Below are 23,028 nucleotides of genomic sequence, written 5' to 3' on the forward strand. Positions count from 1 at the left end.
GCCGCTCTACCGATCGCGGCCCGCGCGGGGGGGTACGGCCGCGCCCACGCGCGGGCCCGCGTGGGCGCGGCCGACGGTCAGAACCGCTGCCAGAGGGCGGGGGCGCCGGACGGGCGCCAGCGCGGCTGGGCCTGGTGCGGCTGGACGCACCGGTAGACGGTTCCGTCGTAGGTGACCCGGTCCCCGACCCGGTAGACCTTGCCCGCCGCCCACAGTCCGGCCGCCTTGCCCGGCTCGGCGTTGTCACCGACTCCGCCGTTCGCGGCGACCGTGTCGCTGGTCTTCAGCGTCAGGCCGTACTCCTGGAGCAGTGTGTTGATCGGCTGGTGGAAGGTGCTGCCGCCGGAGGTGCAGTCGCCGGAGCCGCCGGAGGTGACGCCCTGGGCCTGGCTGCCGGAGAGGTAGGAGCCACCCGAGTCGCCCGGTTCGGCGCACACGGTGGTGCGGGTCATCCCGTTGACGGTGCCCTCCGGGTAGGTGACGCTCGCGTTGTGCTGCTCGATGGTGCCGCAGTGCCATCCGGTGGTCGAACCCGAGCGGCAGATCGACGCGCCCACCAGGGCCTCGGTGGAGCCGGCGACCTGGACGTTCTCGTCGCCCTTGCCCTTGACGTAGGGGGTCGCCGTCCACTCGGCGTTGGTGCCCACCCAGGCCATGTCGTGGCCCGGGAAGGCGGAGGCCTGGAAGGTGCCCTGGTCCACCTGGTTGAAGCCCTTGGTGGGGGTCTCCGCCTTACCGCAGTGCCCCGCCGTGGCGAAGCCCTGCTGGGTGCCGGAGGTGACCGAGAAGCCCACGGAGCACCGTCCGTGGCCGACGTAGAACGCGTCGCCGCCCCGGATGTCGTACAGCGGGCGCGGACGCTCCCCCGACGTCGTGACGCGCACCAGGGCCCGGTCGACGCCGGCGGCGCTCAGCAGCGCGTCGGCGGCCGGGCGCTGGGCCGCCTCCAGCGTCACCGTGTTCGTGCGCACGTCGACGTACCAGACGGGCACCTCGGCGGTCGGCGTGCGGCCGGCCGCCCGGTCCAGGGCCGCCTTGGCCACCTCCAGTTCGGCCAGCCCGTACCGGACGACCTCCGCCTGGGCCCCGCCGGCCTTGATGACCGGTACGTCGGCCGGGTCGACGGTGGCCACGGTCAGGGTGGCGGCAAGGGTGCCGCTGACCCAGGCGCCGGCGAAGTTGCGGCCCAGGGTGTTCTGGAGCCGGCCGGCCAGGGCGCCCGCCTCGGCTTCGTTCACCAGCCGCTTCTCGGCCTGCGAGCGGGTGAGTCCCAGGTCGCGCTGCATCGCCAGCAGCAGCTCGGGGGATGGTCTGTCGGCGCCGAGCATCTCGGCGGCCGACGGGCCGGTGGACGGCGGAGGCGGTTCCGCGGCGCTCGCGCCGGCCGGACCGGCCGGGCCGGTCAGCACCAGCGCGCCGACCGCGGCGAGGACGGCACACGCGGCTGTGGCGTGTCGGTGGAGCATCAGGCGTCTCCTCGGATTCGGTGGAAAGAAGTCCCGAACCGTAGGTGTTGCCGAAGGCCCGTCCGAAGATGTCGGTTTGTCGTTTTGTTAGGTGTTTCGGAAGACGGGTGGGGCCACCAAGCGGCGTAACCCTACCGGGTCAGGGACGGCCCGGGGCAGGCGGGCGATCGGCCCGGATGACCACCAGCTCCTCCTCGCGCTGTCCGGGGCCGATCAGCCCGCGCTCCTCCAGCCAGCCGGCGCGCGTTGTGAGCACCGGGCCGAAGGGCTGGTCGCGCCGGGCGACGACGGACACCACCAGGCCCGCGTCGGCCAGCAGCCGCAGGGTCCGCGCCGGTTGGGCGAGCGAGGAGTGGACCAGCAGCATGGTGCCGCCCGGGGTGAGCAGGCCCGGCGCCATGGCGCACAGCGGGTCCAGGTACAGCCGCCCCTCCGGCCCGGCGTTCCAGGCCCGGGTCTTGCGGGGCTCGCCCGTGGTGTCCTCGGGGGCCGGTACGTAGGGCGGGTTGGCCGTCACCACGTCGAACCGCCGCCCCACCAGGAGGGTACGGAAGTCGCCGTGCTCCACGTGGACCGGGACCGGCAGGCGGCTCAGCCGCACGTTGCACCGGGCGGCGAGCACCGCCCGGTACGAGGCGTCGACGGCCCACACCTCGCAGGCGCCGAGCCGGGCCGCCGTCAGGGCGAGCAGCCCGGTGCCGGTGCCCACGTCGAGCATCCGCGCACCGGGTGGCACGGACGCCCTGAGCAGCGCCTCGCGCAGCAGGAAGGAGTCGCCCTGCGGTCCGTACACCCCCCAGGGCCTCAGCAGCATCCGCGTGCCTCGCCGGTCACGGCCGTGCCACGGGGGACGCCCCACCGGAGGGGAACGGGCGGCCGCCATCCACACCGGAGCCGCCCACGGACCGCGACCGGCGGTCGCCGCCGCACCCGCCAGGGGCGCCGGGCGGGTTGCCGAGGGAGGCGGACAGCGGTCCGCCGCCGGGCCGGGTGTCGTCCATGTGCTCCTCCAGGGCCCCGTGGTGATCACCTGCACACAGGATGCTGGCAGGGACCGCGTCCCGCATCCCGGCGCCCGCCAGGGGGCGGCGGTCCGGGCGCCCTGGGGCGGGGGTACGGGCACATGCCCGCGGGTGCCGGCGCGCGCCGGGCCCGCGATCACCAGCGGTGGCGCTCCACCGGGACCTGCCGGGGGCGGCCGGCACGGTCCACGCGGCGCGAAGCCACCGGTCCGTACGCGGAACCGGCGGCAGCACGGAGGGGTCCACTTGCGGCCCACCATGAGTCAGGGGCCGTGTCGGATCACTCCGACACGGCCCCTGATCTGCGACTCTCACGAGTCGGGACGACAGGATTTGAACCTGCGACCCCTTGACCCCCAGTCAAGTGCGCTACCAAGCTGCGCCACGTCCCGATGCCCGTCTGACCTGCGGTTTCCCTCGGTCCGGCGTGCATGAGAACAATACCGCACTCCCGCCCGTGATCACGAACCACTTGTGCGCGCGCTCACAAGCTTCGCAGCGCGCTCCGGCGGCCACCGTGGGTCGCCGCACCCGTGCGCACTCCCGGTCCTCAGTCCGGGCCGGCCGGGGCGTCGAGCTCGGGGTGGTCGGCGCGCAGCCGGCGGGGGGCGGCCTGGCGCCAGGCGTCGGTGAGGACGGCGCGCAGTTCCGCCTCGTCGTCCAGCGCCGCGAGCCGGACGCGCAGCCAGGCGTAGTTGTCGTCGTGGCCCTCGCGCAGGAAGAACTTGTCCGGCTCCGCGGCGATGAGCTCCTCGCGGTCCTCCTGGGGGCACTTCACCCCCATGACCCGGTCGTCGTCGTCCAGCGCGGCGAAGATCTTCCCGCCCGGGCCGCCCACCCGGAAGGTGGGCCTGCCCCAGGAGAGCTTCTCGACCGCGCCCGGCAGGGAGAGCGCGATGCGGCGTGCGTCGTCGGCGGTGGCCATGGGACGACCGTACGGGCCGCCGCTGTCAGCGGCATCAGAGGCGCTTGTCCAGCCAGGCCACCAGGTCCTCGTACACCTCCTCGCGGTTCGTCTCGTTGAGGATCTCGTGGCGCGCCCCCTCGTACGCCTTCCAGGTCAGGTCCTCGGTGCCGGCGTGGCGGAAGTCCTCCAGCAGTTCGTACACCAGCGTCATGCGCTGGTTGCAGGGATCGTCGGTGCCGACCGCGACATGGACGGGCAGATCGGCCGGGACACGGGTGAGGTTGCGGGGGTTGTTGACCTTGCGCACCGCGTGCAGCCAGTCCAGGGCCAGGCCCGCGCTGAAGGGGAAGCCGCAGCGCTCGTCGGCGACGTAGGCGTCCACCTCGGCCTCGTCCCGCGAGAGCCACTCGAAGCCGGTGCGGTGGGGGAAGGGGTCGTTGAAGGAGGCGAAGAGTTCGGGGAGGTACGAGGAGCGGGCCGCCCGGCCGCCGTCGGCGACCTCCCGCCGCAGGCGGGCGATGTCCCGTTCGAGCTCGGCACCGGGCAGGGTGCGGAAGGTGCCGGAGAGGATCAGGCCGGAGAGATCGTCGGCGTACTCCTGGGCGTAGTCGCGGGCGAGCATGGAGCCGAGACTGTGCCCGAACAGCACCAGGGGTACGCCCGGGTGCAGGGCGCGGGCCTGGTCACCGACGCCCTTGAGGTCCTCGACGATCGCCCGCCAGCTGTCGGCGTTCCCGTCGTCGGCGGGCCCGGCCCCGGTCACACCGTGGCCGCCGGTGGCCGGCGCGGTGGCGCCGTGGCCGCGGTGGTCGGAGGCGAGGACGCCGTACCCGCGGGCGACCAGGTGGCGGGCGAACCGGTCGTAGCGCAGGGCGTGTTCGGCGGCGCCGTGCGCGATCTGGACCAGGGCGTGCGGGCGGCCGTTGTCGGGCAGCCAGGTGTAGGTGGCGATCTGCGCGCCGTCGTGGGCGGTGAGCAGTCCGGGGCGGTGGGCGGTCATGACGGGATGCCTCCTGCGGCCGGTGTCGGGTCCTGGGCCCGGTGTCGGGTCCTGCGGCTGACCCTCCCCCGGACGCGCCGTCCCATGCCGGAGCCGTCCCATCGGGCGGCGCTCCGGTCCGTGGCTCCCGCGCGGTGCGCGGGCGGCGGACCGGGACCTCAGGACCCCGCCCACGGCGTACCGGACACGGCGCACGGGCCGGAGCGGGGCCGGCGGCGCTCGTCTTATGTCCACGCGCTGGGGCGTGCGCTCTGGGGCCGTAGTCCCGCGCCCCCGCGCCCGGCGGCACATCCGTACGCGGGGCGGCCGGTCCGTACCGGTCCGCACGGCCGGCCGGGGCGTCCGGACAGGCGAGGATCCACTCATCCACCCGCTCACGCACAGCACACTTTCGGTCGGCATCGGAGCAGAATCGATCCGCCCAGCCGCAACGAGCGGGGCTCATGAGGCATCCGGGTGCCAATGAGGTTCTCGCCTGTCACTCGGCACCCCAGACCCATGAAAGCTTTGCCCTTGGCATGTGGCAGAAAGAGGCAGGAGGGGAATGCCCTTCGGATAGGACCGGACAGGCCCCTACCACCTGGAAGCAAGGTTCAATCAAACGCCAACCAGCCATATTTTGGTCAATGTCGCTGACCACGTTGAACCGCCCCGAACCGATCAACACCATGAGTGGGTCGGCCTGTTCGGGGCGGGACCACTGCCGATGCACCAACTGCTCGGACAACCGGACGAGCAGGCGTTTCGCAGGGGAGGGCTCGAATGGACGGCTACTTCGCCAGCCGAATGCATCACCAACTACGGGGGCACGTCCGTCATTTCGCGGAGACCCAGGTCCGGCCGCTGATACCCGCCATGGAGGAGTCCCGCTCGGTCCACCGCGAACTGTCCCGGCTCATCGCCCGGCAGGGCTGGCTCGGGGCCACGATCGGCAGGGACCACGGCGGGATGGGCGTCGGCCATCTCGGCAAGACCATCATCATCGAGGAGCTCTCCCGCGTCAGCGGCGCCATGGGCGCCATGGTGCAGGCCTCTCAGCTCGGTGCCGCGAAGATCGTGCACTTCGGCAGCGACGAACAACGGAAGACCTGGCTGCCGGCCATCGCCGCGGGCGAGTGCCTGCCCACCATCGCGGTCACCGAGCCCGAGTCGGGCGGCCACGTGCTCGGGATGAGCGCGACCGCGGTACGGGACGGTGACGACTACCTGCTGAACGGCCGAAAGGTGTTCGTCGGCAACAGCCACGTCGGTGACCTGCACGGTGTCGTCGTACGGACGGGCCCTGGCTCCAAGGGGCTGACGGCCTTCCTGGTGGAGGCCGACCGGCCCGGTTTCCGGGTCGGCGACCAGAAACCGACCATGGGGCTGCACGGCTTCAGCTTCGGCGAGCTGTTCTTCGACAACTGCCGTGTCCCGGCGGCCAACCGGCTGGGCGACGAGGGGGACGGACTCGCCGTGGCGTACTCCTCCAGCGTCCTGTACGGGCGGGCCAACCTCACCGCCGTGTCGCTGGGCATCCACCGGGCGATCCTGGAGGAGACGATCCGGTTCTGCCAGGAGCGGCACCGCTACGGCCAACCCCTGCACGAGCTGCCGACGGTGAGACTCAAACTGGGGCAGATCCAGTCCCGGCTGATGACCGCGCGCCTCGCGGCCTACCACGCCGTGCACCTGCTCGACCGAGGACTGCCCTGCGACGCGGAGCTGATGAACGCCAAGCTGGTCAACGTGGAATCGGCGCTCGACTCGGCACGCACGGCGATGGAGGTGCACGCGGCGGCCGGACTGTTCACCGACCGGCCCATCGAGCGCTATCTGCGCGACGCCCACCACATCTTCGCTCCGGCGGGCACGTCGGACGTCCAGCTCATCCGGCTCGCCGAGGTCGCGCTGGGCACCGCGAAGGGAGAGTGGTCGCAGCGGCTCGCCGATGTGGTCCGGATGCAGCCGGCCCTCTGACGGCGGACGTGCCCCGGGGCGGCGGGGGCCCGGCCACCGGGCCGCCGCCCTCACCGCCCCCCGGACCGGCGCCTCAGACCTTCAGGCGGTCCCCGGCGGTCGTCCCTCGGCGGGGTCCCGGGACCGCCGCGGTGGCCCCGGTGCACCCAGTGGACCCGATTGGCCCGGTCGGTCCGGTCGGCCCGGTCGGTGCGGGAGCGGGCGCCGTCCCCGCCCTGGGCATCAGGACGTGCAGCGCCCACTCCAGCGGCCCGCGCCTGAGCGGGGTACGGCCGAAGGCGTACGCCCACACGACGCAACCCACCAGCGAGACCGCGCAGAAGGCGCCCAGCGCCGTCCACCCGTGCTGCGGGCGCAGCTCCGCCCTGGCCAGTACGTGCACGGCGTACACCGACAGGCCCATCGAGCCGACGACGGCCAGCGGGCGCACCAGCGGTACCAGGGCCCTGACGCGGCAGGCCGCCACGGCGAGCCCCAGGAGCAGGAACCCGGCTCCGGCGTTCGCGACGGTCTCCAGGGGCGTCTGGCTGTAGGGGGCGTCGACCAGCAGCCACGCCCAGGAGGTGCTCGGTATCGCACCCGCCTGCCCGGCCAGCACGGCCTGCACCGGGTCGGGCGCGCCCACCGCGTACGGGTGGCTGTGGGCGATGGCCCGCAGCAGCACCTCACGGCCGCCGCCCGGCCCCAGGGCGAGCGCGGACAGTCCATGGCCGGTCAGCGTGATCAGCGCTCCCCAGCCCAGCAGGCGGCGGGCGGCGCCGGGCCGGCGCAGGTCCGCGACCCGGCCCAGCGCCATGCCGACGACGACGTAGGGGAAGTACGTCAGCCACGGGTACGCACCGGACAGCAGCAGCGTGTCCAGCGCGCCGCCGAAGCCGGACCAGCTGGTGACGGCCTCGAAGCCGGGGTAGCGGCCCCGGCCCGTGACGTGGTAACCGAAGTACGGCCCCAGGGCGTACGACAGGACCGGTCCGAGCACCACGGACAGCGCGGCCACCGCGACCAGGGCGCGGGTGCGCAGCCGGGCCAGCGGCTCGGCCGCCAGCAGGTACAGGGCGAAGAAGGTGAGGATCACCGCTATGCCGGAGCGCAACTCCGTCAGCGCGAGGCCGAGCGCCGCGAGCACGGCGCACCGCACCAGCGTTCCCCGCCACGCCCTGGCCGGCTGCGGGCGGGGACGGGTGCCGCCTTTGGAGAGAGTGAGGGCCAGCCCCGCGATCAGGGTGAAGACGGCAGGGGCGCGCCCGTCGAACGCGACGAGCAGGTAACCGGCCCCCTCCGGCTTCACCGGTGGGCCGATGTGCGCGGCGAACATGGCGAACACCGCGACGGCGCGCGCCGCGTCCACGCTGAGCAGCCGCTGCCTGGCCGTGGTTGCGATGGTCGACTGCGTCACCGTGCTGAACCGCCCCCGGGTATTTCGTCATGTGGTCCGTACATTTGTATACGCACGCCACATCGACGCTCCCAGCCGGGGGCACGTTCCGGTCATGTGCCGACGTCCCCGCGGGGGCTCACGGAGCCACCCTCGGGGACGTCTCTCACCGCTCCGTCCGCCGCGCCGGCGGCGCGGTCACAGCCCGCGGTCCTCGCGGCGGTGGATCTGCTCGACCAGCTCCGCCGCCAGCGACTTGATGGTCTTCAGCCCGGCCCGCCCCCAGGGGCGCGGCTCCGTGTCCACCACACAGATGGTGCCCAGGGCCGTACCGGTACGGTCGATGAGCGGTGCGCCGAGGTAGGAGCGGATCCCGATCTCGTCCACGACCGGGTTGCCGGCGAACCGCGGGTAGTCGCAGACGTCCTCCAGGACCAGCGCCTTGCGGCGCACCACCACATGCGGGCAGTAACCGTGGTCGCGGGCCATGAAGCGGCTGACCCCGCCGGTCGCGGCGGCCGTGGCTCCGAGGTCGGTGCCCGAGTGGCTGCCCGTGGGGGTGTGCAGACCGGCGAAGAACTGCCGGTTCTCGTCGATGAAGTTGACCATCGAATAGGGGGCGCCGGTCACCTCGGCGAGCTTGCGGGCGAACTCGTCGAAGGCCGGGTCGGGCCGCTCCCCCAGGCCGAGTTGGCGCAGCCGCCGCACGCGCAGCGGAGCCTCCCGGTCGACGGGCGTCAGCAGGAGGTGGCCGGTCGGGTCGTATGTCATGTCGGTGCTCCATGGCTCGGCGCCGGGGCCGGGGCCGGGTTGGTGGCCAGCAGGTGCTGGACGAGGGTGGCCAGGGTCTGGATGCCGGAGCCGGCGATCCGGGCATCGCACACGACGACCGGCACCTCGGGTTTGAGGTCGATCGCGGCCCGGACCTCGTCGGGTTCGTAGCGAAAGGAACCGTCGAACTCATTGACGGCGACGACGAACCGGATGCCGCGCCGCTCGAAGAAGTCCACCGCCGAGAACGAGGCCTGGAGCCGCCGGGTGTCGGCGAGGACGACCGCGCCGAGCGCGCCCTCGGAGAGCTCGTCCCACATGAACCAGAAGCGTTCCTGGCCCGGAGTGCCGAACAGGTACAGCACGTGCCGGTCGTCCAGGGTGATCCGGCCGAAGTCCATGGCGACCGTGGTGGTGGTCTTGGACTCCACGCCCTCCAGGTCGTCGGTGGCCACGCTGATCTGGGTGAGCAGCTCCTCCGTGCTCAGTGGCTGGATCTCGCTGACCGCGCCGACGAAGGTCGTCTTGCCCACTCCGAAGCCGCCGGCGATCAGGATCTTCAGCGCGGTGGGAAAGGCGTCGTCGGTCCTGTGCCGGCCCTCAGAGCCGTCGTCGTAGACCATCGAGCACTGCCTCCAGCAGGGAACGGTCGGTCGGGTTTTCCTGGAAGCGGGGCGCTCGCGCGGTGAGTGCCCCGCAGTCCACGAGGTCGGAGAGCAGCACCTTGGTGACGACCGCGGGCAGCCGCAGGTGTGCCGCGATCTCCGCCACCGAGGTCGGCCCGTGGCACAGGCCGAGGGCCATGCTGTGCTCGGGCCCGAGCGGGGCCGGCGGCACCGAGCCGGTGGCCATCACCAGGGAGAGCAGGTCCAGCGCGGCCGTGGGCCGGGTGCGGCCGCCGCTCACCGTGTAGGGACGGATGAGGCGGCCGGCCGCGTCGTCCAGCCAGGGCCCGTCCTGTCGGCGTGACACCGTCAGCGCCCCGTGACGCCCGGTGCCCCCGCCGCCTGCCTGACGGGCGTGACCAGGTAGGGCCGCACGCTCTTGACCAGCATCGCCATCTCGTATCCGAGGACGGCGGCGTCGGCCTCCCGGCCCGCGAGCACCGCGAGACAGGTACCGGAGCCCGCGGTGGAGACGAACAGCAGGGTGTCCTCCAGCTCGACCACGACCTGACGGACCTCGCCGCCGTCACCGAAGCGGCTGCCCGCGCTGCGGCCGAGCGAGTACAGGCCGGAGGCGAGGGCCGCCATGTGGTCGGCGCTGTCGGCGTCCAGGCCGTGCACCGATTTCACCAGGCCGTCCGAGGAGAGCAGAACCGCGCTGCGGGTGTACGGGACCCGCTGGACCAGGCCGCTGAGCAGCCAGTCGAGATCCGAGGAATGGCCGGTCGGCACATCGCTCGCCATGGTGCATCTACTCCTTGTGGGCTTCGTCTTGCCGGTGCGGTTCGAAGTGGCCGGGTACGGGGGTGGTGGCCGGCATGGACTCGGCCAGTCCGATGCCGCGCTGGAAGGCCGCCATCAGTCCCGGATCGTGCAGGACGAGGTGGTCGTCGTCGCGCCGCGGGGCGGGCGCGTCCCGCAGTTGCGGCACGAGGTGCTCCTGCGCGCGGCGCTTGGGCAGCCGGGGCCGGCCGGCCGTGGCGGGACGGGCCTCCGGGTCACCGCCCATGGCGGGGTCCCTGTGGTCCGCGGGTTCCGCAGGGTCCCTGTGATCCCCTGGGCCCCTGTGGTCCATGTAGTCGGCGTGGGCCGTGCGGTCCGGGCGGTCCAGGTGGCCTGTGGGGTCCGGGTGACCGGCGTGGCGCAGGAGGTCCGGTCGGTCCGTGCGACCGCCGGGGTCCGTGCGGTCCGCGTGGTTCGAGTGGACCGTGGGGGCCGGCCGGTCCGGTCCGTCCGCCCGGCCCGCGTACCGGGGGACGTACGGGCCGGGGGCCGCGTCGGCCGGGTTGGGCCGGTGCTGCTGTCCGCGCACGGGCAGGGGCGCGGCTGCCGGTCCGCCGGGCGCCGGGGGCGTGCTCGGGCCCTGCGCGGGGGGAGGTGGTATGCCGGGCCCGGGTTGGTCGGTGGCCGGGCCGGGCGGCCGGTGGGTCGCGGGCCCTGGAACGGCCCCCTCCGCCCGTACGCGCGCCGGAGGGGGCACGGCGGCGGGGGCGGTGCCGGCCAGGGCCCGTTCGTCGTGGGGACCGGGGTGGCCCTGGTGGACGGCGGGTCGCGGCTGTTCGTCCGCCGTCTCCAGGTGCTGGCGGACTGCCTGTCCGTCCTCGTCGGACTGCGCGATCGCGGCGGGTTCGTCACCGAGGAGCTCCTGCGGCAGGACGAGCACGGCCTGCACCCCGCCGTAGATGTTGGACTGGAGGCGCACGGCGATGCCGTGCCTGCGCGCCAGCGCGGAGACGACGAACAGGCCGATGCGGCCGTCCTGGAGCATCCGGGCGACGTTGACCTGGTCGGGGTCGGCGAGCAGGGCGTTCATCCTGTTCTGCTCGCTGACGGGCATCCCCAGGCCGCGGTCCTCCACCTCGACGGCGAGGCCGGCGGTGCAGTGCTGGGCGCGCAGCAGCACCGCGGTGTTCGGGGCGGAGAACAGGGTGGCGTTCTCGACGAGTTCGGCGAGCAGGTGGATGACGTCGGCGACGGCGTGGCCACGCAGGGTGCCGTCGATCGGCGGCACCAGCTTGACCCGGGGGTAGTGCTCCACCTCCGCGATGGAGGAGCGCAGGACCTCGGTCATGGTGACCGGGTTGGACCACTGGCGGCGGGAGACGGCGCCACCGAGGACGGCCAGGTTCTCGGCGTGCCGGCGGATGCGGGTGGCTAGGTGGTCGACGTGGAAGAGGCCCTTGAGCAGCTCCGGGTCCTCGACCTGGTTCTCCAGCTCGTCGAGGAGCTGGATCTCGCGGTGCACCAGGGACTGGAGCCGGCGGGCCAGGTTGACGAAGACCTCCACCTTCTGCTCGTTGCCGACACTGCTGGAGAGCCGGGACGCCTGTACGGCGGTCGCCACGGCGACCTCGTGGGACCGGGCCAGCTCCTCGGTGAGCAGGTCGAACTCGTCGCCGCCGGAGGAGGGGACCGCGGGCACCCCTTCCCGCAGCGGCAGCCGCTCCCCCCGGCGCAGCTGCTCCACCACGGCGCGCAGTTCGTTCTGCCGGCGCACACTGACGCGGCGCAGCGCGTTGCTCCGGTCCAGCACCGACTGGGCCGCCCGGTCGGCGCCCAGTACGGCGGCGGCGACCGCTGCCACGGCCACCGCGGCGGCGCCGGTCAGCGTGGCCCACAGAGTGGGTGAGGGCTGGACGCCCGCGGAGCGGATGGTGAAGGCGACGGCGGCCGCCCCGCCGATGGCCACCACCGCGGCGGGCAGTACGGCGACCCGCAGCAGCTGCGGACGTATGCGGGCGGGCGGCGACGGTGCCGCGGACCGCCCGTGGTTCGGCAGGGAACGGGTGCCTGACCGGCCGTGCCGCCTGCCCTCACGGCGGTCGGGCCGCTCGGCGGGTGCGCGAAGTTGAGACATCAGCGTCCTCGGTACGTGGGTCCCCTGGAGTCGGCGCCATACGGGCGTTCGACTCCGGCGCATCGAGAGCTCACCGCGCGTCCGATGAGCCCATCGTTGATCACCGGCCACACACGGTAGTCGCCAACGATTCGGATGCGGTGGGCAGTTGACAAACCTGCCCGCGGAGTGCCTCGCTCTGGTATGGGACCCCGTACGGCAGTCCGACGACGCGGACCACCGCCGTTCCCGGCGGGCGGTCACCGCCCCCTCGCCCCGACCCGGGGGCGCGCGGCGCCGCCCCGCGCCCGAAGTTCACTCGTACGCGTGAGGTGGAACCTGTGTTCACGCCGGGACGGGGTCCGTCCCCCCGGGCGATCCGCTTCCCGGCTCCCCGTCGCGCGGCACCCCCGGGGAGCGCGGCCATGGCCGGCGGGAGGTCCGTCGCCCTCCTCGCCGTCCCTGGCGCGTCCGGGAACCGGCGGGCGCGGTGGTGGTGGGGGCCCGGTCGGGGCAGGGCCCGGGCCGGAGGCGCGCGGCGGCCGCACCGGTCGCGGCCGGCCGGGCGGGGCGGCCCCGGCGGCGGGCCCGGCGGCGGGCCCGGCGGCGGCGACGGCGCGGTGGGCGACCGCCCGTGAAGCGCCGCACGGAAGCGCGCCGTGGCGGTGACCGCCGGCCGGCTCAGCCGACGCGGTCGGCGGCCCGGGGACCGTCCGCCGGGCGACCGCCCCGGCCGCCCTCGGCGTCGGGACCGTCCTGGCCGCCCCGCACGGCCGGGGGCCAGCCGCCGGCCGGCGCATGGGCCGCGTCCCGCCACCACGGGGTGCCGGGAACGGAGGCGGCGGTGGGCTCGAACGGCTCTCCGGGGCGCGGCAGAGCGGTCCGGACCGCCGCCTCGGCGGCGGCCGCGACGGTACCCTCGCCGGGCTCCGCCCAGGGATGCGGGGCGAGGTTGAAGGTGCCCCAGTGGATCGGCAGCAGGACCCCGGCCGGCCGGCCGCCCTGGAGGTCGAGATGGGCGCGTACGCCTTCGGCCGGGGTCATGTGTATGTCCGGCCAGAACTCGCTGTAGGCGCCTATCTGGATCATGGTGGCGTCGAACGGGCCGTGCGCGGCGCCGATGTCCCGGAAGCCGGTGAAGTACCCCGTGTCGCCACTGTGGTAGATCCGGTGGCCGGGTCCCTCGGCGACCCACGACGCCCACAGGGTGTGCTGCTGGTTGCGCAGGCCCCGGCCGCAGAAGTGGCGGGCCGGCGTCGCGGTCAGCCGGACGTCGCCGATCCGGGTCGATTCGTTCCAGTCCAGCTCGCGCAGCCGGTCGGCGGGCACACCCCAGTGTTCCAGGTGCGCCCCGACGCCCAGCGGCACCGCGAAGAGGGTGTCCGTGGCGGCCAGGGCGCGGATGGTGGGCAGGTCGAGGTGGTCGTAGTGATCGTGGGAGATCACGACGACGTCGACCGGGCCGAGGGCCGCGAGCGGCAGCGGTACGGGGTGCAGCCGCTTGGGTCCGGCGAAGGAGAAGGGCGAGCAGCGCTCTCCCCAGACCGGGTCGAAGAGCACCCGCGACCCGTCGAGCTCGGCCAGCACGCTGGAGTGCCCCAGCCAGGTCAGCCGCAGACCCGAGGCGGGCGGCCGGGTCAGGTCGGCGGCGGTGGTGGGATGGAGCGGAACGGTGCCGGCGGGAACCCGGTGGCGGCGCGACTCCTTGCGGAAGTAGGTCTTCGCGAACTCCAGGGTCGAGCCGGTGGGGCCGCGCCGCGCCTCCTGCGGATTGCGGAACGCCCCGTCGGCGAAGTTCGGCGAGCGCCGGATGCGCTCCATCCGCTCTCCCGCCGGGTCCGCGCCGAAGGCGGCGGGGCGCGGGGAACGCAGCCGGGCACGCCGCGGGCGTGTGGAGTCAGCGCCGGTCACAGCACCTCCAGGGATGTCGGGGCCTTCCATTATGTGCGCGGGGCAGGACAGCCCGGCCGGGCGGCCCCCGGGGAGGCGGGGCACCGGACCGATGTCACATCCGGCGGCCCCCGGTCCGTCGTACGGGTGCAAGGTCATCCACGACACCCGAGGAGGCCGTCATGGCCCGGATCCCGCTGTCCCCTCCCCGCACGCTCTTCTTCCGTGTGATCGAGTGGTACTCGAAGCGCGCGTACGGAAAAGTGCTCGACCCCGCCCTGGCCCTGGGGCACAACGCCCGCGTCCTGCGCGCCGACCTCCGGTTCGAGAGGGCCGTCGCCAAGTGGAACCGGCTGGACCGGGACCTGAAGGCGCTGGCCGTGCTGGCGTCGGCCGCGTCGATCGGCTGCGGCTGGTGCCTCGACTTCGGGTACTGGGAGAGCACCCGGCACGGCATGGACCAGCGCAAGTTGCGGGATGTGCCGGTGTGGCGCGACAGCGGTGCGTACACACCGCTGGAGCGCGATGTGCTGGAGTACGCGGAGGCGATGACCGCGAGCCCGCCCACGGTCGGTGACGAACTGGCCGAGCGGCTGCGCCGGGAGCTGGGCGAGGCGGCGTTCGTCGAGCTGACCGCGATGGTCGCGGTGGAGAACCTGCGCTCCCGCATGAACGCCGCGCTGGGACTGACCAGCCAGGGGTTCAGGGACCACTGCGAGGTGCGGCCCCGCTGACGACCCAGGGGCGGCCGGGGGCCGGGCGGGGCACGACCGGGCCCGGCCCGGGCCTCGGCCGCGGGTTCGCCGGATGCACGGATGCGCGGATGCGCGACCGGTCCCACCCCGGGCCGGCCGGATGCGGCGCCGGCTCCGGGCGGGGCGCGGCCGGCCCCGGCCTCCCGCCCCTCACAGCGGCAGGAGGTCCGGGCGCTTGGCGGAGACGTGGTCGCCGGACGACTCGCCGCGCAGCCGGCGGCCGATCCACGGCACCAGGTACTCGCGCGCCCACTGGATGTCGTCGCGGCGCACTTCGAGCGTGCCGCGCGGCGGCAGCGGCGGCCACGGCTGGTCCGGGTCGGCGGGGACCTCCAGCCCGAGCACCTGACCGGCACGCAGGGCGACCCGGGTGTGGCCCTCCGGCGAGAGGTGGAGCCGGTCACCGTCCCAGGCCCGCCGGTCCTGGACGGACCTGAGCGACCACAGGTCGAGCACGGGGCAGCCGTAGCGGTCGGCGACGGCCCGCACGTGCCCGTTGTAGGTGGCGATCTTGCCGCGCAGGCGGCGCAGGACCGGCACGTCCCGGGTGTCGAACCCGGTGGTCACCAGGACCGTGCCGACCGCCGGGGCCAGGTCGGCGACGGCCCGCTCGAAGCGCTCGGCCACCTCGTCGGGGTCGCTGCCGGGCCGGATGATGTCGTTGCCGCCCGCGCAGAAGGTCACCAGGTCGGGAGCGAGCTGTTTGGCCCTGGGCACCTGTTCCTCGACGATCTGGTCGAGCAGCCGGCCGCGTACCGCCAGGTTGGCGTACCGGAAGTCCTCCGGCTCCGGGATCCGGTCGGCGAGCAGGACCGCGAGCCGGTCCGCCCAGCCGACGAACCGTCCGTCCGGTCCGGGGTCCCCCACGCCCTCGGTGAAGCTGTCACCGATCGCCGCGTACGACCCGAATACGTATCTGTGCGCGTTCCTGTCTCTGAATGTCGAATCGTCTGCCACGGCACCACATCCTTCACCCCGCGATGTGACCTACGCGACCGTAAGAGGGGTTGACGGATGGTGAGATACGCCACCGGTCAAGAGTTGGCCAAGCCGGAATACGCCGCTGCCCGGCTCCCTGGTCGTCGGGGTGCCGGGCGGCGGGGGGTCGGGCGGGGCCCGAGGGGGCGTCAGACGGAGACGCCGTGCTGGCGCAGGTAGGCCACCGGGTCGATGTCGGAGCCGTAGCCGGGTCCGGTGCGGATCTCGAAGTGCAGGTGCGGGCCGCTGGAGTTGCCGGTGGAGCCGGACAGTCCGATCTGCTGGCCGCCGGTCACGGTCTGGCCGGCCGAGACGGACAGCGAGGAGAGGTGGGCGTACTGCGAGTAGTTGCCGTCGCTGTGCTGGATGACGACCTCGTTGCCGTAGGCGCCGCTCCAGCCGGCGGAGACGACGGTGCCGGGGCCGACCGCCTTCACGGTGCTGCCGGAGGGGGCCGCGAAGTCGACACCGGTGTGGTAACCGGAGGACCACATGGAGCCGGAGGCGCGGTAGGGGGTGGTGACACCGGCGGAGACCGGGGCGGTGAAGCCGGAGCCGCTGGTCTGCGGCTGGGCGGGCGCCTGTGCCTTGGTGGCGGAGCGGGAGGCGCGGGACTCGGTCCGGGTCTCCGCCGCCTTCGGCTCGGCCGGGGCCGCCTCGGGCTTGGCGGGGGCGGCCTTCGCGGAGGGCTTGGCGCCCAGCGTGAGCTTCATGCCGGGCAGGATCAGGGCGGGGTCCTCGCCGATCACCTGGCGGTTGTCGCGGTACAGCTGCTGCCAGCCGCCCTTGACGTTCTTGTTGTGCGCGATCTTGGCGAGGTAGTCCCCGGCGGCCACGGTGTACGTCCGGGGGGCGGCCTTCCGCACGGCCTTCTGCGCGGACGCGGGGGCGGTCTCGGCGGCGGCGGTTGCGGCCTGCTGCGGTGCGGCGGCCGGGGCGCTCGTCGAGGCGGCGTGGGCGCCGGTGGCGCCGAGCAGCGGGAGCGCGATGGCGGCGCCGCCCGTACCGGCGGCGACGAAACCGCGCGTGAGGGGGCTGGACTTGGGACGGCGGTGCTTACCCTTCGCGGGCATGGTGCATTCCTCTCCGGCGCCTGCGAGGTGAGCTGTCGGGTTCGGGCTGGAGCTGCCCGGCCGCGTGGTCGACGCGACTTCACCCCGAGCCGGTCCCGGAATTCCGGGATCGGCGAACTACCTGGGTCCCCCGCTCCTGCCGCGCGTGGGTGGGTGCGAATTCCGACCGGTGGCAGGATTCGGCGGTCCGGCCGGATTGCCGTGACCGTAAGGCAGCCGGGTCGGCCGGAACAAGCCGCCCCTTTCCCCGGCGCATTCCCCGCCGGCGGGGCGCTGCGTAATTCCGGTCACCCTGCGTGGATTACGGATCATGCATTTCCGTTCTGCGCACGGAATTTGGGTCCGGGCTTTCGCCACGGACCGTCACCGTTATGACGCTGCTCACGCCCCTCGCCCCATCTACCCTATTTTTGGGGCACGTTACACCTAAGCCTCAATACGGACAGAAGCCACTATCTCCACCGAGTCCGCTCAACACCCCCGGCGCAGCCGGATGACGGTCGCATCCAGGTCACCGGTCAACCCGGTGGGCAAAACATGGTGAATCAGGACAGAACCCCGGTGCGGTTCGCCGGTGTCCCGGCACACGCAGCCCGCCCGCGGGTCGAGCCCGCGCGCCGCACCGGGGGTGGCGGCTCCCCGTGGCGCTGCGCCGGGAGCCAGGCCAGTACGACGACGTCGTCACCGAGGGCGCACTGCACGGTGCTCAGCCCGTCGCCCCCCGGTGCCCGCAGCCGGTGGAGCTCACCGAGCCGCACCACGGGCCTGATGCTCTTGTGGAGCTCCACCCACCGCCGCGCCTCGTCCAGCTCCCGCACGCTCCACCGCGTCAGGTCACCACCCAGGCCCAGCACCCCGGCCATGGCGCTGACGAACCGGAGGCGCGAAGAGCCGGTCCGCCCGTTGAGGTGGACGTCGGGGCTGTCGGTGACCCAGGCGGCCATGACCCGGGCCGGGTGGAGCTGGCCGAAGCCGTACTGGACGGCGAGCCGGTCCAGCGGGTCGGTGTTGTCGGAGGTCCACACCTGGTCGGTCCGGGAGAGGACCCCCAGGTCCACCCGGCCGCCGCCGCCCGAGCAGGACGCGAAGGCGACACCGGGACGTGCCGCGCGCAGCCGGTCCAGCAGGTCGTACAGCGCGCGGACATGCTCGACCCGGAGCCGTTCCGGGTAGGGCTCCCCCGGCCAGCCGGCGTCCGTGAAGCACCGGTTGGAGTCCGACTTCACGAAGTCGACGGGGGTGGACGACAGCAGCCCGTGCAGCCGTTCCCACAGGTGCTCCCGCCCGTCCGGCCGGGCGAGGTTGAGCACCAGCTGGTTGCGGAACTCGGTCCCGCGGCGACCCGGCCGGTGCTGCGCCCAGTCGGGGCGGGCGCGGTGGAGGTCGCTGTCGGGCTTGGCCATCTCCGGCTCGACCCGGATGCCGCACCCCGTGCCGAGCCCGTGCACTTCGTCCGCCAGGGGCCGCAGGCCGCCGGGGAAGCGGTCCGGGTCCGGCTCCCAGTCCCCCCGCCCGGACCGGTCGCCGGCGCGCCCCCGGAACCAGCCGTCGTCGTCCACGAACAGCTCGACGCCCAGGGCGGCGGCCCGGCGGGCGAGCGCCGACTGCCGCTCCCGGGAGGTGTCGACGGACGGCCGGGGCGGGCCGCGCGAAACGCGGCCCGCCCTCCACCGGGTACTCCTCGTGCCCGTCGAGCCGCGACTCGAAGGGCCGGTACTGAGGCAGCGGCCGCGCCGCGAGCGCCTCGGCGCCGGCGGCCGTGACACGCGGCCCCAGTGCGGGTGGAGCAGCTCGTCGGTGTCCGTCAGATGCAGCGCGTAGCCGCTCGTCGCCCCGGTGAGCAGCCGGATCCGCCGCCGCTCCCCCACCGTCTCGATCATGCGGCCCCCAGGGGTCGCACAGCACCGGCCAGACCCGCACACCTTCCGGCGCGGCCCCCGGCGCGGGCAAGGGAACCGCGCCCGTGCCGGGGACGATTGCCCGAGGTACCGATGTCGTATCGTCGGACCAGCGACATCGTCGGCGACCAGCGCCGACGGCAGACACGTCAGGAGCCCCCGTGACACAGCAGCTGCCACAGGTTCCCTCGACCGAACCCGCACTGACCGGGGTGCGCAACTTCCGTGACGTGGGCGGGCTTCCGACCGTGGACGGGCGCCGGGTGCGCCATGGCCGGCTGTTCCGCAGCGGCCACCTGGCGCACGCCACCGCCGAGGACGCGGCGTTCCTGGCGGGCCTCGGTCTGCACACCGTCTTCGACTTCCGCAACGCCGCCGACCAGAAGCTGGAAGGCCCCGACGTCGAGCTGCCCGGCGTACGGAACGTGAACATCCCGCTCACCGACCCGGCCGACGGCGCGGAGTTCTGGACGATGGTCCGCGACGGCGACATCGACCAGCTCAGGGACATCCTGGCGGACGGAAAGGCGGCGGCGCGGATGACCGCGTCGTACCGCGTCATCATCAAGGGGCGCACCGCCGAGCACAGCCGGGTCCTGCACGCCCTGGCCGAGGACAGCGTCCCGGCGCTGATGCACTGCGCGGCGGGCAAGGACCGGGCGGGGCTGTCGATCGCGGTGGCCCTGCTGGCGGTCGGCGTGGAGCGGGACGCGATCGAGGAGGACTACCTCAAGTCCAACGACCCGCACCGCCGTTACAAGGTGCGCCGCAGCGACTCCTCGCCCGCCGGGATGTCGGCCGAGGTGATGGAGCTGCTCGGCCCGCTGTTCGACGCGCGCCGGGAGTACCTGACGGCGGCGTTCGAGACGATCGAGGAGACCTGGGGCACGAGCGAGCGCTACCTCACCGAGGGGCTGGGCCTCTCCCCCGAGACCCGTGAGCGGCTGCGCGAACGGCTGCTGGACGAGGGCTGACCCGACAAGCCGCCGGCCGCTACTGGTTCTGGCCGCCCAGGGCGAACAGCAGGTAGAGGAAGGCCGCGAACAGGTGGCCCGCCACCAGGTAGGCGAAGAGCCGGATGACGAGGCCGCGGGGGAACTTCCGCTCCTCGGCCTCGCCCGCGGGCCGCTTCTCGCGCAGGGGGTGTGCGTCGTCGGTCATGGCCGGCTTCCCGTCAGTGGTGGTGGGTGTCGCCGCCGAGGCACAGCTCGGCGGCCGGGCTCTGCATGAGGGTGTGGACGAAGAGCAGCTCGGCGCCGTCCCGTCCGGCGGCGGCGATGCGGTGCGGGGTCAGTGAGTCGAAGTGGGCGCTGTCGCCGGGGTCGAGGACGTGCACGGCCTCCCCGAGGACGAGCCGCACCCTGCCGCCGAGGACGTACAGCCACTCCTCACCCGGGTGCACCCGGACGAGCTCGCCCTGGCTGGCGTAGGGGACGGTGACCCGCAGGGCCTGCATGGCCCGGCCCGGCGCTCCGGCGGGTACGTAGGTCCAGCCGCCGGCCTCGGCGGGCTCGGCGCGCTCCGCCCGCACCACGGGGTCGCGTTCCGGCGCCACCTCTCCCAGGAGTTCGGACACCGTCGTACCGTAGATGCGGGCGAGGCCGAGCAGCATCGGCAGCGACGGCTGTCGGCGGCCGGTCTCCAGACGGGACAGGTGGGCCGGCGACAGGCCCGCGCGCCGGGCGGCGGCCTCCAGGGTGAGGCCGCGGCGGCGGCGCAGGGAGCGCAGCTGGGGCGCGACGTCGAGATCGGGGGCGGGCAGTGGGCCGTCGTCCGGGAGCCCGCCGTCCGGCACCTCGGCCGTCTCCGGGGAAGGGACCTTCATGGGTCCATTGGGCCAGGACCGTGCCTGAGAGGCAACTTTTTTACCTGGGAGGTAAAACGCTCAGCGGCCTGCCACCGCCTGCCGCATCAGGGTCCTGCCGAAGTCCCACATCAGCCCGCCTCCCTCGTGCGCCTCGTCCATCACCGCCCGGAAGGCCTCCACGAACCGGTCGACCTCCCGCTCTCCGATGATCAGTGGCGGAAGCAGCTTGATCACTTCCAGGTGGTCCCCGGAGACCTGGGTGAGGATGCGGTGGCGCTGCAGCAGCGGCGCCACGACCATCTGGGCGAACAGGCCCCTGCGGGCCGCCTGGAGCACCGTCCACCGGCCGCGCAGGCCGAGCGACGACGGCCGGCCGAACTCGATGCCGATCATCAGCCCCCGGCCGCGCACGGCGTGCACCAGCTCGTACTGGTCCACCAGCGCGGTGAGCCGCGACTTCAGCAGCTCACCGGTGCGCCGCGCGTTCGCCACGAGTTCCTCGTCCTCCATGACCGACAGCACCGCCAGTCCGGCCGCCATGGCCTGGGCGTTCGCCCCGAAGCTGGCCGAGTGGACCAGCACCCGGTCCATCGCGGAGTACACCTTCTTGAAGATCCAGTCCCTGCCGAGGGTGGCGCCGACCGGCACGTAGCCCCCCGACAGCGCCTTGGCGACGCACAGCAGGTCCGGCTCCACACCCGGCTCGTGCTGGTGGGCGTAGAAGTCGCCGGTCCGCCCCAGGCCGGTCTGCACCTCGTCCAGGATCAGCAGCGCCTTGTGCGCGCGCAGCAGGTCCTGGGCGGCGCGCAGGAACCCGGGCGGGGCCTCGTTGACTCCCTTGCCCTGGATCGGCTCCACCACGAAGGCGGCGACGTCACCGCGCCGCAGCTCCCGCTCCAGGGCGTCCAGGTCGCCCAGCCGGACGGGCGTGTCGGGCAGCAGTGGAGCGAAGCCGTCCCGGAAGGAGCTCTCGCCGTTGACCGACAGCGAGCCGGTGGTCAGCCCGTGGAAGGCGTGCCCGCAGTACACCACGCGCGGTTTCCCGGTCGCGTACCGCGCGAACTTCAGCGCGGTCTCCACCGCTTCCGTGCCGCTGTTGGAGAAGAACACCCGGTCCAGGTGGGGCGAGTAGGACAGCAGCCGCTCGGCGAGCAGACCGGGCAGGGGCTGGCAGTCGAAGCGGGTCAGGTCGGCCAGTGACGCGTCCAGGACGTCGTGGAGCGCCTTGCGTACGACCGGGTGGTGGCGGCCGACCCCCATCACACCGAACCCGGCGAGCATGTCGAGGTAGTCCCTGCCGTCGGCGTCCCAGAAGTAGGCGCCCTCGGCCCGGTCGTAGACCTTGTCGAAGCCGATGGTGCGGAGCATGCGGGGCAACTGGTGGTTGAGGTGCCGCGCGTGCAGCGCGTAGCGCTCGGCGCCGCGCTCCGCGAGCAGGGCGGTCAGATCGAACGTCGTGCTCATGCCTCGTCCCCTCGCGTGGCGGCGTGCCACTGGTCCCTCGGGTGGTCCTCACCGGGCCGGTCCGGCCCGGGCCGGCGCCCCACCGCGGCGCCGGGCGGGCGTCCGGCCGTCGTCACCGGCCGCGCCGGCGTCCGCCTCATCCCCGGGCGGCGGAGGCGGTGTCGCGGGCGGCGCGCAGCGACTCCTTGAGCGATCCCATGGTGGCCAGCACGGCGGTCGGCTCGTAGCCGCAGTGCGCCATGCAGTTGGCGCAGCGGGGGTCCTTCCCCCGGCCGTACGCGCTCCAGTCGGTCTCCTCGATGAGTTGCCGGTAGGTGGCGACGTACCCGTCGGCCATGAGGTAGCAGGGCCGCTGCCAGCCGAAGAGGGTGTAGTTGGGGATCGCCCACGCGGTGCACGGGAAGTCGGCCCTGCCCTCCAGGAAGTCCAGGAACAGCGGCGAGTGGTTGAGCCGCCAGCGGCGCCGGTTGCCGCCCGCGAAGGCCTTGCGGAACAGCTCGCGGGTCTGCTCGACGCCCAGGAAGTGCTCCTGGTCGGGCGCCTTCTCGTAGGCGTACGCGGGCGAGAGCATCATCTCGTCCACCTGGAGGTCGTCGTTGAGGAAGTTGAGCACCTCGATGACGGTCTGCGGGGTGTCGGTGTTGAAGAAGGTGGAGTTGGTGGTCACACGGAAGCCGTGGCGTTTGGCCTCCTTGATGGCCGCGACCGCCTCGTCGAACACGCCCTCCTTGGCGACCGACTCGTCGTGCCGCTCCCGCAGGCCGTCGATGTGCACCGCGAAGGCGAAGTAGGGCGACGGGGTGAAATCCTTCATCTTCTTGCGCAGCAGCAGGGCGTTGGTGCAGAGGAACACATACTTCTTCCTGGCCACCAACTGCCGTACGATCTCGTCGATCTGCGGGTGCATCAGCGGCTCGCCGCCCGCGATGGACACCATCGGCGCCCCGGACTCCAGCACCGCTCCGACCGCCTGCGCGACCGGCATGCGCTGCTTCAGCACCCCGGCCGGGTGCTGGATCTTCCCGCAGCCCTCGCATTTCAGATTGCACGCGTACAGCGGCTCCAGTTCCACGATGAGCGGAAACTTGTCACGTCCGCGGAGCTTCTGTTCGAGCAGATATGTCCCGACCCTGATGGTCTGGCGAAGCGGCATGGCCATCTG

Annotated in this window: 20 protein-coding genes, 1 tRNA gene, 1 pseudogene and 1 riboswitch; of the genes and pseudogenes, 3 read left to right on the forward strand and 19 right to left on the reverse strand. The window is 73.4% G+C overall.

The genetic code is table 11. The features are described from left to right. Window positions 1–77: 77 nt before the first annotated feature. The 5 genes from AB0H53_RS25065 to AB0H53_RS25085 form a co-directional block, all read right to left on the reverse strand. A complete protein-coding gene (locus AB0H53_RS25065; RefSeq protein ID WP_362117511.1) occupies window positions 78–1,466 on the reverse strand; it encodes an alpha-lytic protease prodomain-containing protein in 1,389 nt (462 codons plus the stop codon). A 139-nt stretch (window positions 1,467–1,605) separates the two neighbouring features. Beyond that, on the reverse strand, window positions 1,606–2,280 hold the full coding sequence (locus tag AB0H53_RS25070; protein WP_362117514.1) for a HemK2/MTQ2 family protein methyltransferase: 675 nt from the start codon (window positions 2,278–2,280) through the stop codon (window positions 1,606–1,608). Window positions 2,281–2,806: 526 nt separating this feature from the next. Then, a tRNA-Pro gene (locus tag AB0H53_RS25075) sits at window positions 2,807–2,880 on the reverse strand. Between the two features lie 158 nt (window positions 2,881–3,038). Beyond that, entirely contained in the window at window positions 3,039–3,413 is a 375-nt protein-coding gene (locus AB0H53_RS25080) for an MmcQ/YjbR family DNA-binding protein (RefSeq protein ID WP_362117517.1), read from the reverse strand. A 34-nt stretch (window positions 3,414–3,447) separates the two neighbouring features. Continuing rightward, complete coding sequence (locus AB0H53_RS25085) at window positions 3,448–4,395, reverse strand: alpha/beta hydrolase (RefSeq protein WP_362117520.1); 948 nt, start codon at window positions 4,393–4,395, stop codon at window positions 3,448–3,450. A 762-nt stretch (window positions 4,396–5,157) separates the two neighbouring features. Between AB0H53_RS25085 and AB0H53_RS25090 the strand changes: the two genes are divergently transcribed. Further along, a complete protein-coding gene (locus tag AB0H53_RS25090) occupies window positions 5,158–6,354 on the forward strand; it encodes an acyl-CoA dehydrogenase family protein (RefSeq protein WP_362117523.1) in 1,197 nt (398 codons plus the stop codon). Window positions 6,355–6,427: 73 nt separating this feature from the next. Here the strand turns inward: AB0H53_RS25090 and AB0H53_RS25095 are convergent, their stop codons facing one another. The 7 genes from AB0H53_RS25095 to AB0H53_RS25125 all read right to left on the reverse strand — a co-directional run bounded on the left by AB0H53_RS25095 (window position 6,428) and on the right by AB0H53_RS25125 (window position 13,912). Further along, window positions 6,428–7,750, reverse strand: a complete 1,323-nt coding sequence (locus AB0H53_RS25095) for a hypothetical protein (protein ID WP_362117526.1) — start codon at window positions 7,748–7,750, stop codon at window positions 6,428–6,430. A 177-nt stretch (window positions 7,751–7,927) separates the two neighbouring features. Continuing rightward, on the reverse strand, window positions 7,928–8,500 hold the full coding sequence (locus AB0H53_RS25100; RefSeq protein WP_362117529.1) for a GAF domain-containing protein: 573 nt from the start codon (window positions 8,498–8,500) through the stop codon (window positions 7,928–7,930). Next, entirely contained in the window at window positions 8,497–9,123 is a 627-nt protein-coding gene (locus tag AB0H53_RS25105; RefSeq protein WP_362117532.1) for an ATP/GTP-binding protein, read from the reverse strand. Before AB0H53_RS25105 ends, AB0H53_RS25100 begins: the two co-directional genes overlap by 4 nt. Beyond that, complete coding sequence (locus AB0H53_RS25110; RefSeq protein WP_362117535.1) at window positions 9,101–9,472, reverse strand: DUF742 domain-containing protein; 372 nt, start codon at window positions 9,470–9,472, stop codon at window positions 9,101–9,103. Before AB0H53_RS25110 ends, AB0H53_RS25105 begins: the two co-directional genes overlap by 23 nt. A gap of 2 nt (window positions 9,473–9,474) precedes the next feature. Then, a complete protein-coding gene (locus tag AB0H53_RS25115) occupies window positions 9,475–9,909 on the reverse strand; it encodes a roadblock/LC7 domain-containing protein (RefSeq protein WP_362117538.1) in 435 nt (144 codons plus the stop codon). A gap of 7 nt (window positions 9,910–9,916) precedes the next feature. Next, window positions 9,917–12,022, reverse strand: coding sequence for an ATP-binding protein (locus AB0H53_RS25120; RefSeq protein WP_362117541.1), 2,106 nt, complete (start codon window positions 12,020–12,022; stop codon window positions 9,917–9,919). 660 nt (window positions 12,023–12,682) lie between these two features. Further along, entirely contained in the window at window positions 12,683–13,912 is a 1,230-nt protein-coding gene (locus AB0H53_RS25125; protein WP_362117544.1) for an MBL fold metallo-hydrolase, read from the reverse strand. A gap of 161 nt (window positions 13,913–14,073) precedes the next feature. On the opposite strand from AB0H53_RS25125, the gene AB0H53_RS25130 reads away from it, so the two are divergent. Continuing rightward, entirely contained in the window at window positions 14,074–14,625 is a 552-nt protein-coding gene (locus tag AB0H53_RS25130) for a carboxymuconolactone decarboxylase family protein (RefSeq protein ID WP_362117547.1), read from the forward strand. Between the two features lie 171 nt (window positions 14,626–14,796). Here the strand turns inward: AB0H53_RS25130 and AB0H53_RS25135 are convergent, their stop codons facing one another. The 3 genes and pseudogenes from AB0H53_RS25135 to AB0H53_RS25145 all read right to left on the reverse strand — a co-directional run bounded on the left by AB0H53_RS25135 (window position 14,797) and on the right by AB0H53_RS25145 (window position 18,577). Continuing rightward, window positions 14,797–15,603, reverse strand: a complete 807-nt coding sequence (locus AB0H53_RS25135) for an SGNH/GDSL hydrolase family protein (protein ID WP_362117550.1) — start codon at window positions 15,601–15,603, stop codon at window positions 14,797–14,799. A gap of 170 nt (window positions 15,604–15,773) precedes the next feature. Continuing rightward, entirely contained in the window at window positions 15,774–16,697 is a 924-nt protein-coding gene (locus AB0H53_RS25140; RefSeq protein WP_362117553.1) for a LysM peptidoglycan-binding domain-containing M23 family metallopeptidase, read from the reverse strand. 4 nt (window positions 16,698–16,701) lie between these two features. Beyond that, window positions 16,702–16,859, reverse strand: a riboswitch (cyclic di-AMP (ydaO/yuaA leader). 309 nt (window positions 16,860–17,168) lie between these two features. Beyond that, window positions 17,169–18,577, reverse strand: a pseudogene (locus AB0H53_RS25145) (alpha-galactosidase). Window positions 18,578–18,756: 179 nt separating this feature from the next. Between AB0H53_RS25145 and AB0H53_RS25150 the strand changes: the two are divergent. Further along, entirely contained in the window at window positions 18,757–19,569 is an 813-nt protein-coding gene (locus tag AB0H53_RS25150) for a tyrosine-protein phosphatase (RefSeq protein ID WP_362117556.1), read from the forward strand. Between the two features lie 19 nt (window positions 19,570–19,588). Here the strand turns inward: AB0H53_RS25150 and AB0H53_RS25155 are convergent, their stop codons facing one another. From AB0H53_RS25155 to hpnH, 4 genes are all read right to left on the reverse strand, one after another. Next, window positions 19,589–19,756 carry a DUF6126 family protein gene (locus AB0H53_RS25155; RefSeq protein ID WP_362117559.1) on the reverse strand — a complete coding sequence of 56 codons (168 nt, stop codon included), beginning with the start codon at window positions 19,754–19,756 and terminating at the stop codon, window positions 19,589–19,591. A gap of 13 nt (window positions 19,757–19,769) precedes the next feature. Further along, window positions 19,770–20,420 (reverse strand): XRE family transcriptional regulator, encoded by a 651-nt coding sequence (locus AB0H53_RS25160; RefSeq protein ID WP_362117562.1) that lies wholly within the window; start codon window positions 20,418–20,420, stop codon window positions 19,770–19,772. 60 nt (window positions 20,421–20,480) lie between these two features. Beyond that, window positions 20,481–21,866, reverse strand: a complete 1,386-nt coding sequence (locus tag AB0H53_RS25165) for an aspartate aminotransferase family protein (protein ID WP_362117565.1) — start codon at window positions 21,864–21,866, stop codon at window positions 20,481–20,483. A 136-nt stretch (window positions 21,867–22,002) separates the two neighbouring features. Then, the gene (gene hpnH / locus AB0H53_RS25170; RefSeq protein WP_362117568.1) at window positions 22,003–23,025 is read right to left on the reverse strand and encodes an adenosyl-hopene transferase HpnH; all 1,023 of its coding nucleotides are present in this window, start codon (window positions 23,023–23,025) and stop codon (window positions 22,003–22,005) included. Window positions 23,026–23,028: the final 3 nt, after the last annotated feature.

The organism is Streptomyces sp. NPDC050856, assembly GCF_040653855.1.
Classification (GTDB): domain Bacteria; phylum Actinomycetota; class Actinomycetes; order Streptomycetales; family Streptomycetaceae; genus Streptomyces.